The 13,173-nt window shown below is 39.7% G+C and carries 12 protein-coding genes; 8 read left to right on the top strand and 4 right to left on the bottom strand.

From position 1 onward, the window contains the following. Positions 1 to 26: 26 nt before the first annotated feature. The 3 genes from queF to ACWJAO_RS00425 form a co-directional block, all read right to left on the bottom strand. Positions 27 to 482: a preQ(1) synthase gene (queF, locus tag ACWJAO_RS00435; protein WP_006847219.1), complete on the bottom strand. Its 456-nt coding sequence runs from the start codon at positions 480 to 482 to the stop codon at positions 27 to 29. A 40-nt stretch (positions 483 to 522) separates the two neighbouring features. Then, positions 523 to 1,215 carry a queuosine precursor transporter gene (locus ACWJAO_RS00430; protein WP_118065346.1) on the bottom strand — a complete coding sequence of 231 codons (693 nt, stop codon included), beginning with the start codon at positions 1,213 to 1,215 and terminating at the stop codon, positions 523 to 525. A 338-nt stretch (positions 1,216 to 1,553) separates the two neighbouring features. Next, a complete protein-coding gene (locus ACWJAO_RS00425; RefSeq protein WP_449138865.1) occupies positions 1,554 to 3,800 on the bottom strand; it encodes an anion permease in 2,247 nt (748 codons plus the stop codon). Between the two features lie 506 nt (positions 3,801 to 4,306). On the opposite strand from ACWJAO_RS00425, the gene ACWJAO_RS00420 reads away from it, so the two are divergent. The 7 genes from ACWJAO_RS00420 (at position 4,307) to ACWJAO_RS00390 (ending at position 10,133) form a co-directional block, all read left to right on the top strand. Continuing rightward, on the top strand, positions 4,307 to 4,597 hold the full coding sequence (locus ACWJAO_RS00420) for a DUF6804 family protein (RefSeq protein ID WP_118200098.1): 291 nt from the start codon (positions 4,307 to 4,309) through the stop codon (positions 4,595 to 4,597). A 1-nt stretch (position 4,598) separates the two neighbouring features. After that, a complete protein-coding gene (locus ACWJAO_RS00415; RefSeq protein WP_449138864.1) occupies positions 4,599 to 6,587 on the top strand; it encodes a hypothetical protein in 1,989 nt (662 codons plus the stop codon). A 19-nt stretch (positions 6,588 to 6,606) separates the two neighbouring features. Then, positions 6,607 to 8,223: a hypothetical protein gene (locus tag ACWJAO_RS00410; protein ID WP_449138863.1), complete on the top strand. Its 1,617-nt coding sequence runs from the start codon at positions 6,607 to 6,609 to the stop codon at positions 8,221 to 8,223. A gap of 28 nt (positions 8,224 to 8,251) precedes the next feature. Next, positions 8,252 to 8,701 (top strand): DUF805 domain-containing protein, encoded by a 450-nt coding sequence (locus ACWJAO_RS00405; RefSeq protein WP_449138862.1) that lies wholly within the window; start codon positions 8,252 to 8,254, stop codon positions 8,699 to 8,701. Between the two features lie 110 nt (positions 8,702 to 8,811). Next, entirely contained in the window at positions 8,812 to 9,123 is a 312-nt protein-coding gene (locus ACWJAO_RS00400; protein ID WP_118200943.1) for a hypothetical protein, read from the top strand. After that, positions 9,110 to 9,826: a hypothetical protein gene (locus ACWJAO_RS00395; RefSeq protein WP_449138861.1), complete on the top strand. Its 717-nt coding sequence runs from the start codon at positions 9,110 to 9,112 to the stop codon at positions 9,824 to 9,826. The genes ACWJAO_RS00400 and ACWJAO_RS00395 overlap by 14 nt, the downstream gene beginning before the upstream one ends. Next, the gene (locus ACWJAO_RS00390; RefSeq protein ID WP_337500479.1) at positions 9,792 to 10,133 is read left to right on the top strand and encodes a hypothetical protein; all 342 of its coding nucleotides are present in this window, start codon (positions 9,792 to 9,794) and stop codon (positions 10,131 to 10,133) included. Before ACWJAO_RS00395 ends, ACWJAO_RS00390 begins: the two co-directional genes overlap by 35 nt. A 486-nt stretch (positions 10,134 to 10,619) precedes the next feature. Here the strand turns inward: ACWJAO_RS00390 and ACWJAO_RS00385 are convergent, their stop codons facing one another. After that, the gene (locus ACWJAO_RS00385) at positions 10,620 to 12,224 is read right to left on the bottom strand and encodes an AAA family ATPase (protein ID WP_449138860.1); all 1,605 of its coding nucleotides are present in this window, start codon (positions 12,222 to 12,224) and stop codon (positions 10,620 to 10,622) included. Positions 12,225 to 12,350: 126 nt separating this feature from the next. On the opposite strand from ACWJAO_RS00385, the gene ACWJAO_RS00380 reads away from it, so the two are divergent. Further along, positions 12,351 to 13,061: an HAD family hydrolase gene (locus tag ACWJAO_RS00380; RefSeq protein WP_449138859.1), complete on the top strand. Its 711-nt coding sequence runs from the start codon at positions 12,351 to 12,353 to the stop codon at positions 13,059 to 13,061. Positions 13,062 to 13,173: the final 112 nt, after the last annotated feature.

Here is a 13,173-nt window from a genome sequence, read left to right as displayed (position 1 = left end):
TGCCAATCTTCCGAGGTTTCTTGTTTTTATTCGTGAGTAGCGAATCTCTGCTCTGCCAGTTTCTCGTATTTGGTGCCTGGTTTGCCATAGTTGGCATACGGCCAGATGCTGATGCCGCCACGAGGAGTAAAGATGCCTGTTACCTCTATATATTTGGGGTCCATCAGTTTGATGAGATCCTTCATGATGATGTTTACGCAGTCTTCATGGAAATCGCCATGGTTGCGGAAACTGAAGAGATAAAGTTTCAGACTCTTGCTCTCTACCATCTTTACGTCAGGAATATAGCTGATGCGAATCTCTGCGAAATCTGGCTGACCCGTAATAGGGCAGAGCGATGTAAACTCAGGGCAGTTGAAACGTACCCAGTAATCGTTGCCAGGATGCTTGTTCACGAAAGTTTCGAGCACCTCTGGCGCATAATCCATTCTATATGTAGTCTTGGCACCTAATGCCTGAAGACCGTCTTCTTTTCTATCCACGCTTGGTAATGTTTTAATGTTTGATATTTACTGATGTCTTTTAGCCGAGGCTGAAGATCTTGAATACATTGTAGGAGATGTTATTGTCGTATGCATCTTCACCTTCATGCTTCTTCACGTATTTCACTACACGGATGGTCAGAGGCAATACCACAATCTCGTAGGCTGTCTTCAGTATCACCTGCCAGAGCATGAGCCAAGGCAATTCTGATGCAGGCACCACACCGCCCAGGGCAAGTGGGAAGAAGATAAGACTGTCGCAGCTTTCGCCGGCGATAGTACTGAGGATGGCACGGGCAGAGAAATGCTTGCCACCATCGCGGATTTTCATCACGCTCATCACATAGGCATTGGCAAATGAACCGATGATGAAGGCTACGAAAGAGGCTGCTGCAATGCGGGGTGCCAGACCGAAGATGGCATGAAAACCGGCATCGTTGGTCCAATAAGGCGCTGCAGGAATGGCATCGCAGATAGCACCCAGCGCCACGAAGAAGAAGTTCATCGCAAAGCCGGTCCAGATCAACAGACGCGCTTTCTGATAGCCCCATACTTCACATACCACATCGTTGATGATGTAGCTTACAGGGAATACGATGAGTCCACCGGTAAGGGAAACTGGCCCGAAGGCGATTTGCTTTGTTTCGAGTACGTTTGCTGCAATCAGGCAAACGCAGAAGAGGATGCTGAAAAGCATAAACAGCACGCTCACTTGAGTTTTTTTCTTGTCCATTTTCTTGTTTTTTACGAGGTTTACCAAGCACTCGGGTTATTGAATATGATGATTCTTTTCAGAAATCGGCTGCAAAATTACAACATTTCTTCTTAATAGCCAAATATTTGGGCAAAAAAATGGCTCCAAATACTAATCACTAGCACTTGGAGCCCTTATCTAACTAAAAACCTAAAACTTTTTTCTAAAAACTAAACCTAACAATCTTAACCTATGAGAAACTAACCTTTTCAGATTATATTGTGATAGCGAAATAACACTCTTGTTATCCGCTGTCATCTGTCAACAAGCAACAGATATACCAAAAAGTAGTTTCATGACAAGATGTCAGAGAAAATTTACTTTTCCATAAACTTCTTTGCAGCTCTTAACTGATGTCTCATCACACTCAGGAATTCCTGACTCTCCTGCAGTACGTTGAGATAAACCAGAGAAATCTGCATCAGCGTATTGTCAGTCATGTGCTGGATGCGGTCGATATGCTTCTTGCGGAGAACTGAAAGCTCGTCTTTGCAGGCATCTGCCTCGGCAAGTATCTCGCGATAGCTGTCATATCTGCCAGTTTCAATCAGTTCGCAGCTCATGCGCATCAGGTCGTTGATCTTCTGGCGTACAGGAGCAAACTCCTTGATGTATTCAGCAGGAAGCGGATTGAAGTTGTTGTCAACATGTTCCTTGATTGGGTCGAGCATACGGCGCAGAGAGTAGATAAACTGCTGGTTGCTGTTGGCGCCCAGATGGAACCAGGTGTTGCGTTCGATGGCAATCTCGATAGGCGATTTCTTCAAACCGAGCATCTCCTGACGGCGGAACTTCTTCAGCATATCCTGTTCCTTCTTCAGATCCTTGTTGGCATGACGAAGGTTGCGGGTATTCTCGTTGGCAAGACCATCCATAATCTGGTTGAACTCGTTCAGGGCGAAGTGGCAGACGTAAGACTGGGTGCGTGAAACCTGACGGCGAAGCAAATCCCATACAATCTCTGGGTCGCGAGAACGCATCATCAGTTGGAAGGTAGTACTCTTGCTCTCTTCCTTAGCCTTCTTGTTATACTGGATGTTGCTGCGGATGAGCAGGTAGATAACCAAGCCCATGAAGCAAGCCTGGATGCCCACACCACCGAAGTGCATGATGATACAAACAATGGCACAGGCTGCGAAAGCTACACCGGCTGTGATGAACCAACCACCGATTACACTTAATACACCTGTTACACGGAATACGGCACTCTCGCGGCTCCATGCTCTATCAGCAAGTGAAGAACCCATAGCTACCATGAAGGTAACGTAGGTGGTAGAGAGAGGCAACTTCAGGTTGGTACCGATGGTGATCAGCATAGAAGCAAGTACCAGGTTTACGGCTGCACGAACCACGTCGAAAGCAGCACTCTCCTCGAGTTCAACATCATTCTTGTCGAAACGGCTGTTGATCCAGTTCATCAGCGCCTTTGGCATAAACTGCTTCAACCATGAATCTGTAGCCTGGCAGTTGCGTACAATCACGCGGGCTGCAGAAGAACTGCCGAACATCTCATCGCCCTCGTCCTGACGGCTCAAGTCAACAGAAGTCTTGATTACGTTCTGTGCCTTCTTGGATGTCGCCATGGCGATAATCATCACGGCACCGGCAGCAAGCAGGAAGCCAGGAGTAGTCTTGGCACTCTCCATCAATGAAGTCATCATAAACTGGTCTGGCGCTGCACCGTTGGCATTTGCCATATAGTCCTGATAAGAAGAGAGACCAGCCAGAGGCACACCGATGAAGTTTACCAGGTCGTTACCAGCGAAAGCCATAGCCAGGGCGAAAGTACCCATCAGCACCGTAAACTTGAAGATGTTGACACGGCAGAGGTGCAGGAATTCCATCACAACAGCAGATACCACGAAGGTGATGCAGATGAGGAAACCGAGATTCTGGTCGATGTAATCGCGCACCTCAGCAGGCAGGTAAGGACTCTTGCCCAAACCCTTCATGAAGATGAAGTAAGAGAGGGCTGTAAAGGCGATACCACCGAAGATAGCGATGCTGTAGCGGCTGTGCTTGCGGTAGTTGAAGGTGAAGATTATACGGGAAAGCCACATCACGAAAGCACCAAACACAAAGGCGATGATGACAGATGAGAAGATACCCATGATTACCTCCAACGCCTTGTTGCTGTTCAGCAATACGCCATAGTTGAGGCTGTCGTCGCCATACATCTTCAATGTAGCGAGAATGAAAGCACCACCCAGTAACTCGAATACCAGAGAGACAGTAGTTGAGGTTGGCATACCTAAGGTGTTGAACACATCCAGGATGATGACATCAGTCACCATGACCGCCAGGAAGAGCGTCATTACCTCTTCGAATGTAAAGTGGTCAGGACTCATGATACCATGGCGGGCGATATCCATCATTCCCGATGACATGATGGCTCCGAGAACCACACCGCAGGATGCGATAATCAGCACCGTGCGAAACTTAGCCACCTTAGCTCCGATGGCAGATTGCAGGAAGTTGACAGCATCGTTGCTGACTCCTACGAAGAGATCGAACACTGCTAAACAGAGCAGGAAGATCACAATACATAAATAAATTGTACCCATATATTTTACTATTGTTTATATACCTTATTATATAGGGGAATCTCATCATAGCTAGATACATTTCTCCCCTTGCTTTTCCGGGTGCAAAGGTACGGGTACGATGTTACAGGCGATTTAAACAGATGTTACATTATTGTTAAGATGTTGTTGTGCTTTGCGATTGAATAAGAAAGTTGCCGCCGAAAACAAAAAAAAGTGCGAAAATGTTTGGAAGTTACGGAAGTATTTTATATTTTTGCAGTCGGATAGGGTGCATTCCCTTTCCACTGATTTTTGAGATTTAAGAAGCGTTATGCTTATCATGATGTCGGAAACCTAGGAAATTTCCAAGATGTTCGTGTGGTAGCATAGTGGTTCTCACGCATAGCGTGGGCTGCTATTGTTGCATCTATGAACATGGGCTTTCCTAGGGCCTCCGATAGAAGATGTGGGCATTGCAGTTCACGCTTCTCTGTTTAACAAAAAGACCTAATAGGACTGAAAAGGCCAAGAAAAGGGAGTGTCTAATGAAGTATTTGAAGATAATCCTAGCGGTATTATTGTTATTGTGTTTACTAGATATGCCTTATGGTTTTTACATATTAATAAGGTATATGGCAACTGTCGTGTTTGGTTATATGGCGTATTCTTATTATCAAAACAATAAAAAGGAATTAGCTGTAGCAAGTGGAGCATTGGCAATATTATTTCAGCCCTTTGTTAAATTAGCGTTGGGAAGGGGTGTGTGGAATTTTGTTGATATAGTAGTTGCTATAGGTTTAATTATAACAGTTTTACTAACTAATCAAGAAAAATAACATGAAAAGTTTAAATAAGAATAAATATACTCTTGCTTGTGTGATTTGTTTGCTAATTGCAATAATATCCATAATCTATGTATCCAATGTTGTCCCGACATTGAAGTCGGAGTTGGCACTAAAAGAACATAATGAAAAGTTCTTTGTTAATTTTGACAAAGAACAATTTTCTGTGTTGAAGAATTCGCATTATTTTGACAAGAAAGAAACTAAGGATAATTTTGAGCAACTGAAAGAAATAGGACCAATACCAGAGGGAAAGTTTGTTTCTTCTTTTAATGGAAAAGGAGAGGGAATATATGGGTATTGGAAACCTTATTTGGCTATGGGAAGTAGAGCTGTTTATTATACAGAAAAAGTTCCTCAGAGATATTTGAGTGGAGAGATTATAAGAGATTTTTGGGGACGTATCGAATATGAGGAAGTTGAAAAGGTGAAATATGTCAATGAGCCATATTGGGATAGTCGCTATACCACAATTCCTTATGAATATACATATACTTTTTCTGTTATAGACTTGTCTGACTCTATTTCATCAAATGCTTCTGATAGTATTTATTCAATTTGTACTAAACAGTTTGCAAAACAATTAATTTCATATAAAAACTGGAAATTCTCACCAAATCAAGTGAAATGCAGAAGAAATGCAAATTGGGCTACATTTTATATGTCAGTTCTTCCTAAAAATAAAGATGCGGTTGTTTTTCAGTCAAAAGACGAAAAAGGAATTTCAGTAATACGTATTGTATATTTTGCAAATAGAAAGGCTTATGTATTGGATGTGCATAGTCCGTATGAATTGATAGAAAAAGCTAATGCAATAATGGAAACTTTTACAACTTTCTATCTTCAAGATTACAATGATATGGTTAGTATGAGATTACTATTGACCATATTGGGCAGCATCGCCTTTGTGGTATTTGGACTTATCTGTTTATTGATACCAAAAATTGTTTTACGAAATAGAGAAACTGTCCTCCCAAAGCAAGCTAAATACTTGATTCGTTATGCACGTGTCATGTGGCTTGTGAATATTATTTGTGTTTTTGCGGATGTTTACCCTATTTTTACAGGTGAACTTCGTCAAGATAGTTATTGGTGGAATATATTCTTGCTGTTCTTATGCGCAGTTGGGATGAATATATTCACTAATATGTATGTTGTAAATAAGGCGAAAGCTGAAAATGAGTTTGATTATTTGATTCCCAAATGGCTAAAATTTTATTTAATCAAAAGGCATGTAACTGATGCGGAATATAAAAGCGTTGTAGTCTTTTTATTATATCCATTTTTTATATTGGGTAACTTACCATTTGGAATTTGTGTCTTGGGGTATATATTGCCAGTTGCTATTCTGTCAGTCATATTGATGGAAGTACGTATTTTCTCAAAGTGGACTCATGAAGATACGAATGGTAGTAATTCTAATGAGGTTGAAGAATTAGGAGTGTTCAAAGATTATTATTTACTACTGGATATAAATAGGGATGCTTCTGAGATGAATATTGACATTGCTTTTAATAAAGCAATGGCTAAATATAACTCAAGAACAGACGCTAAATTGTACAATGAAGTTTATAAGCGTAATATACAGGAGGCTTATCGCGTATTGAGTTCAATTAATCGATTAAAGCCTGAATATGATAAAGAATTTGATGCTTATCGTAAATCAAATATGATAAATTATCAATTCTTAGATGTTAATACTCAAAAGGATATAGCAATTATACAAGGAGAAATACATAATGCCAATTCGAATGCAAGTCATTCAAAGAGAAAAGGCAAGGTTCATAATATTATACTTGTGGCATTGTTATCTGTAGTATTGGCAGCTATTATATTTGTATTGTTGCATTTCGGCTCACATAGTTCACGTTATTTGGCAAACTCAGAGCCTGATGCTCCTCTTATTATGCCTTCAGAAGATTTTTCTAGCATTGGTGGTTCGTTCGACCCAAGTGATGATGACGATTTTATGGACAATGATTGAACTGAATAAATAGCAAGTTATGAGACGGATATTGATCATATTTAGTTTTGTGTTAGGTTTTCTTTCTGCTCATGCAGAAAGAAAATCTTATACGATTAATGATATGTTTACGATTTCTGTAGATTCCAAGTTGGAACTCAGAGATAAAAATGGCTTGTATGAACAAAAGACAAAAGACAATAACCTTCCCGTAACCAGTGATGATGTTATTGTTTTTCAGCAAGCAGGTTTAAATGACGACAACAAGGCTGCTTATCTGAAATATGCTCGAATCATGATTCAGACTGGAAGTAATAATGAAGGGGATTTCTCATATAATGATGGTTCTTGTGAATTGTCAGATAGTGATATCGTAAATTTTAATCGCCTTGCTTATCAAGAGTTGTCACCTCAAATGCATATGACCATTAAGCCAAGTACAAAAGGCTTCTTTCTTGATAATGGAAATTATTGCATAAGGACTTCTTACCAAAGAAGTGGAGTTTATGGTAATGTGGATGTTTGTATCTATTATTTCTTTAATGATAACCAATGGGCAAAAGTCTTATGTAGTTATAAGAATAGTGAGGAGAAACTTTGGAAAAAAGTAATGGAAAATGCTATAGAATCATTCAAGTGGACTTCTGAGAAAGGGGATGGTGTCACAGTTGAAACAATAGATAGTGTTTCTGTTTCTAGTGAAGTACATTCTGATATGACTTCTAGCGGAAAACCAATAAATGATGCTCTTGTTGTGGTAGTGTTGACAATAGCTGCGGTTTTTATTTGTGTTTGGTTACTAAACACAAATAAGTTGAAATGTAAAACTAAATGGGGAATATTTTGTTTGATGCTTGTTTTGTTTGGATTGGTAATCTTCATTATTACGAGAATTGATGATGCTTATATATCTAAACTTCCCCCTCCAAATGACCCGGAGTTGGAATTAGCTGTAGAAGGTGCTAACGAGCAGTTTCCATTGCAAATAACAGAAGGAATCGTACTGAAAAGCTTGGAACTGAAGGATTCTGCACTGGTAAGTACAATGGAAATTGATGAGAAGAAATATCCGTTTGAAGATTTCTTGCGGAATAAAGAGTTGAAAAAACGTTTGATGATGGCAAATATAGCTAATAGTTCTCCTTTTGAGGCTTGTAGTTATGAGGATTTTGCCGATAAAGGATATTCTGCAAAAATGGTAATCAAAGGTATTCAATCACATCGGGAGATTGTGTTAGTCGCAACGCCTAATGAAATTAAAAATGCAAAAAATATGTCTTCTACTCCAAGAGAACAATTGGATTTGTATTTGAATAGTATAAAACGAAATCTTCCCAATAAGGTAGATGATGGTCTAACTTTTTCGGATGTGGATGTAAAAGGAAAGCAGTTTTTGTTTATTTATATTATTGATGAAACAATGTATGATATGAAAGAAGTCGCAAAAAATAAGAATGAGTTTAGACATAATGTCGAGAAAGACCTGAAAACGGACGGTGAGATGATAAAGTTAGCTTCTCTACTAGCTCCGTTAGATATGTCTCTTAGGGTTAGTTATGTTGGTTCTATGTCAAAAGAAAAGGTGAATATAGACATCACACCTGCTTATCTGAAAGAAGTCGTTTCAGATAATAGAATTTCTAATCATTTTAAATAGTATAGTGAACTTTTAATAATATACGATTATGACATTTTTCAATTCAATTATGACGTGTTACATGAAGTCTTTTGATTTTAAGGGAAGAGCTTCAAAGAGTGAGTATTGGTGGTTCTGGCTGGTTCAGGTCCCTATTACTTTTATAGCATTGGGGGCATTGGGGGCTTGGAACTCTGAAAAGTTTGATGTGCTGTCGGGAGTGTTTTTAGGGATTACTATAGCCTCTATTCCTGCTAACCTTTCTTCTATGGTACGTAGATTTCATGATGCGGGATTAAGTACTAAGCAATGTCTAAAGAAATTGTCTTATGCGGTAGCCCCATTCCTTTTTGCTGTCAATTTAATGACAAAGATCGATCCTTTTTCTTCTTTTGCTGTAGTACTCTTAATAGCATTATTATTTTCGGCAGTCTCATTTTTCCTGTTGTTCATCATATTGATAGGAGACAGTGTATATGAAGATGAAGAAGAGGAATAAGGGATAAAGTCGTTCGCAAGCCTTGCGAATAAAAAAAGCAAGGCTTTCTGATACAATTTATCGATTTTTTGTTTAATTTTGCAATCGATACTAATAGATGCTACTATAATATGGGAAATGATACAGAAAATATAAAGATATTATGCATCGGTGTCGGTGGGGCTGGCACTAATGTAATCAATCGTATGAAGGATATTGGTATTCCGAATGCAGAGTTTCTGACATTTGGAGGATATCGCTATGACTATAGCCATCCCGAAATTCCTCATTATAATCTTATAGAAGTCAATGAAATAGATAGCTTGCCTAATGGTTCTGGGCCAAAGGTCTTTGAAAGGTTGGCTAATAATGTTGCCGATGATATAAAGGAAGTTCTTTTGTATCATTTAAACTCTCGTAAGTTAGAAAATGAAAGAGTGTAAATATTGGATAGTTGTACTGCTACAGCTGTGCTTTCTTTCTATCAGCTGTGGAGAAAAGGGGGCAAAACAAGTTGCTCCTGCTCAAGATCATGCCTTTTTGAAATTTGAAAATAATGAAGATGGAAAGTATTCGCAAGCGATGATAGCACAAATCATCAAACATTTTCATCTGCCAAATAATACTGTTGTAACAGATGAGGATGTTGATGCTATCTTGTTGAGAAGCGTTGATGGGGGAAATGGCATTTATGGCGGAGACGTAGTTACTATTTGGAAGTATTATAAGAAGCAGAATGATATTCAAAAAATAGTTACGGCGCATCCTATGGCAGATTTGTTATGGTATAATCCTGATAAAAAACATGGTGTAACGATAGGGCTAGATTCTGTTTTTGTGGCAAGTGAAGCCATGCTTGTCCCTCTAAATCCTGATGTGGTAGTTGTAAATGGAACAATAGACAAGATGAATACAATTTATACTTTTATAGTAGATAAGGATGCGGGAAAGGCGATATTGTTACCATCAAATCGTGGCTGCGTAGGCTTTACATCAGAGGAAAGCCTGCCTATATGCTTATCTTTCAGGCATCATGCTAATGGCGAGCCTGGCAGATATTCTGTCGTTTCTATTTATGATGAAAAAGGAAACCTCGTCAAGAAAATGTCGTTTGAAGATTATAAAAAAGACACTAGTGATTTCTAAATGGACAGAAAAGCGGCATCTTATTTTGCAAAATTCAGATTTAGATTTTTATATAGCCTCAAACGGTGTATCTTTGAAAGCTAATTTTGAAAAGAGTTACTTTCTGCTTACTGTGCAGATAAAAGATGAGAAAAAAGGATATTCCGCTCATGTTTATTGTTGCTATATCACAGTTGATAACGAATTGGTTAGAGAACATGTTGTGATGAAAGTTCTTGATGGGAAAATTATTAGCTATAAATTGGCAGATAAAGAATTGTATATTGGGTGTGATATTGTTGATGATGATAATCCCTTGCCATTCTAAAGATGCTCTGAAAGGAAAGAAAAAACTCTACTCTCAATTCTACTCTTTACTCTTCGCCGCGGTAAGTTGTTCTTATTCAGATGCTTATGTTATGTGTATAAAGAGTGAAGAGTGGATTTGAAAGCAGGGCTTACGCACAGAAGGATTCCGTCAGCCTTTATGCTTTTGGCGAAACGTTTTATAGGCATGTAGAAATCTCTATCCCGACGTAGTAATATTTATCTTTAGACGGCAAAAAGTTGCCCGCCTAGGGGCAATGTTGTGCCCTAGTAAGACCATAAGAGAAACGTCCCCATTCACATTTGAAATCTACTGGAAGGCGCATGAAACTTACAGACTTTCCATCCGTTCTTTAGTAAGAGAAATGATAATTCTCGCTATTGTTGCTTGAAGTGTATGAAGAGAAATGATATGTAAAAAATAAAATGAAACACCGTTTGGAATCTTCATTAAACAAGAAAATTTCAAACGGTGTTTTATTTGTTCTTAAGCCTCTGAAGAAATCTGAAGCTTCCAGCCATCAATTGTACCTGTCTCAGATGAGAAGTTGCAGCCTATCTGGCATATCTTTCTTTTGTCGGCGGCATACTCACGGGCATATCCTTTTGTTTCGATTTGTTTCAAGGCATCAAGTGCAGAACCATCACGCTTAAACTCAACGATATAAACAAAATTAGGGGTCTCTACGATACAGTCTACTCGTCCCTCGCTTTGTTCTTTCTCAATCAAGACCGTAAAGCAACTAATCATGCGAATTACCAAATAAAAAGTGTATTGGAAATAGCGCTCTTTTTCCCGCTCGTCATTCTTGCGTCGCTGACTATATGGAATGCTGGCGAAGAAGGAGGTGAGTAGCTTTTCCAATTTGTCGCAATCTCCCGTCTTCATAGTGCTTACTACCTCTATAACCCATGCGTCTGGTGACTCCTTGGGTCTCAGATAATTGGCTGCCACCATGGTTACGAAACCAGCTTTTACCTCGTCGTTTGGAAAATCCAAGAGATAGGAATCGGTATCCATGTTCCAATCCTTAATGGTGAGATAACCGCTCTGGTAAATCATAGGTAGGGGAGCCTCTATATCTGCCTTGTAGTCAATAAAACTGCTCGTTGGATAATACTTTCCTGTCAACTCGTTGAGGTTTTCGTCGGAATGAGCTAATAAGCGAACCAGATAGGTTGGCGAACCTGTACGGAACCAGAAATCACTCAGGATTTTTTTGCTCAGTGAGTTCAAGATGCTGAAAGGATTGTAGATGTCGAGCATGCTTGGACTGAAGTGATAACCGTCATACTTGCGCTTGAGTCGATATCTCATCTCATCCTCAGATACTTTATATCTTACGGACATTGCCTTGATTTGTTCATCGAAGGTTGAGTATAATTCTTCCTCTGTGATTCCGCAAAGTGCCTCGTAGTGGTCGTCCATACTAATGTCGTTAGGCTGGTTGAAACCACTAAACACACTAACTTGAGAAAACTTGGTGACACCAGTCAATAGCACGAATTTCAAATCTCGGTCAGCTGCCTTGAAGACACTGTAGAAACCTTTCATAATCTCACGATGCCTGTCTTCCAGCAAACGCTCGTTACCTTCAGAATCGAAGGTCTTTAACCCTGTGTCCAAAACATCCAGTAAAGGTTTGTCATATTCGTCGATCAAGACAACGGCGCCCAAACCTGTCTTTTCATGGGCTGTTCTCAATACAGCCATGAATCGGTCTCCCAAGGTGGTGGCTAATGGATCTCTTCCGTAAATCAACTCTTGGGTTTTAACAAAAGTCAACAAAGTTTTTTCCAATTCGCCTGCTTGTGTGAAATCTTTACCATTGAAGTCTATATGGAAAACAGGGTATTGCTTCCATTCTTTTTCTAATTGTTCGATGGCAAGTCCTTTAAACAGATCTTTCTTTCCTTGGAAGTAGCATTCCAAGGTAGAAATCAACAATGACTTTCCGAATCGTCTTGGACGACTCAGAAAATATATTTTCCCATTATGTACTAAATCATAGAGGATTTTGGTTTTGTCGAGATAAACATAACCGCCATCTATAATTTCACTAAAGTCTTGTATTCCTATAGGGTATTTCATATTGTTGCTTTATTTGAATTTTTGGCAAAGTTACGAAAAATATTGGTATATGCAAAAGAAAGCAGAATAAATTGTTTTCCTTTTCAGATAAAAACATTAACTTTGCAACAAAAAGAAAAGAAAAGTATGGAAAAACTGAAAGATATCAGGGCGATAGCCTTCGATGCCGATGATACGCTCTGGGCATTACAGGAATATTTCGAAGAGGTGGAGCATGAATATTGCGAACTTCTTTCTGAATACGGAAAAGAGAAAGAAATTTCTGCCGCTCTTCTGGAAACGGAAAGTGGCAATATGGCTGACTTGGGGTATGGCTGCAAGGCTTTCACCATTTCGCTGGTTGAGAATGCCGTGAAGGTGAGTAAGGGCAAGGTTTCTGCCTATGTGATAGCTCAGATTATAGGTCTGGGAAAGAGTCTGCTGCATCTTGATGCCAAACCGCTGGAGGGGGTAGAGGAGACGCTGGGGCTGCTGCATGAAAAGAAGAAAGAGGGCAGGGGATTGAAACTTGCCGTCTTTACGAAGGGAGAGTTGCAGGATCAGGAGAATAAATTATGGCGCTCGGGTTTGCAGCGTTATTTTGATGTGGTAAGTATCGTGAGCGACAAGAAACCTGAAGCTTACCGCCGCCTCTGCAGGGAGTTGGATGTCCTGCCTTCAGAACTCGTCATGGTGGGCAACAGTTTCAAGAGTGATATTGCTCCTGCGCTGAGCATCGGCTGTTCTGCCATCCATATTCCTGCCCAATCTATCTGGGCACATGAGAAGGCAGAAGAGTATGAACACCCGAAACTCCGCCGCATCTCTTATTTCAAGGAGATTCTTGATTGGATATAGAGGATGGATATCTAACTTTTCTCTTTATCCAAATGAAAACCTTGATATCGCGTTTCGCGATATCAAGGTAGTTAAGTGATAGAAAATCAGAGAGTTTACCCACTTAACCCCT

Source organism: Segatella sp., assembly GCF_977051555.1.
Note: the sequence above shows the minus strand (reverse complement) of the source record. Positions and strands in the feature narration are given on the sequence as shown.

Bases quoted from the DNA above. Each gene is read 5' to 3' on its own strand.
- ACWJAO_RS00430 (WP_118065346.1), bottom strand. From the start codon at position 1,215: ATGGACAAGAAAAAAACTCAAGTGAGCGTGCTGTTTATGCTTTTCAGC.
- ACWJAO_RS00425 (WP_449138865.1), bottom strand. From the start codon at position 3,800: ATGGGTACAATTTATTTATGTATTGTGATCTTCCTGCTCTGTTTAGCA.
- ACWJAO_RS00420 (WP_118200098.1), top strand. From the start codon at position 4,307: ATGAAGTATTTGAAGATAATCCTAGCGGTATTATTGTTATTGTGTTTA.
- ACWJAO_RS00415 (WP_449138864.1), top strand. From the start codon at position 4,599: ATGAAAAGTTTAAATAAGAATAAATATACTCTTGCTTGTGTGATTTGT.
- ACWJAO_RS00410 (WP_449138863.1), top strand. From the start codon at position 6,607: ATGAGACGGATATTGATCATATTTAGTTTTGTGTTAGGTTTTCTTTCT.
- ACWJAO_RS00405 (WP_449138862.1), top strand. From the start codon at position 8,252: ATGACATTTTTCAATTCAATTATGACGTGTTACATGAAGTCTTTTGAT.
- ACWJAO_RS00400 (WP_118200943.1), top strand. From the start codon at position 8,812: ATGGGAAATGATACAGAAAATATAAAGATATTATGCATCGGTGTCGGT.
- ACWJAO_RS00395 (WP_449138861.1), top strand. From the start codon at position 9,110: ATGAAAGAGTGTAAATATTGGATAGTTGTACTGCTACAGCTGTGCTTT.
- ACWJAO_RS00385 (WP_449138860.1), bottom strand. From the start codon at position 12,224: ATGAAATACCCTATAGGAATACAAGACTTTAGTGAAATTATAGATGGC.
- ACWJAO_RS00380 (WP_449138859.1), top strand. From the start codon at position 12,351: ATGGAAAAACTGAAAGATATCAGGGCGATAGCCTTCGATGCCGATGAT.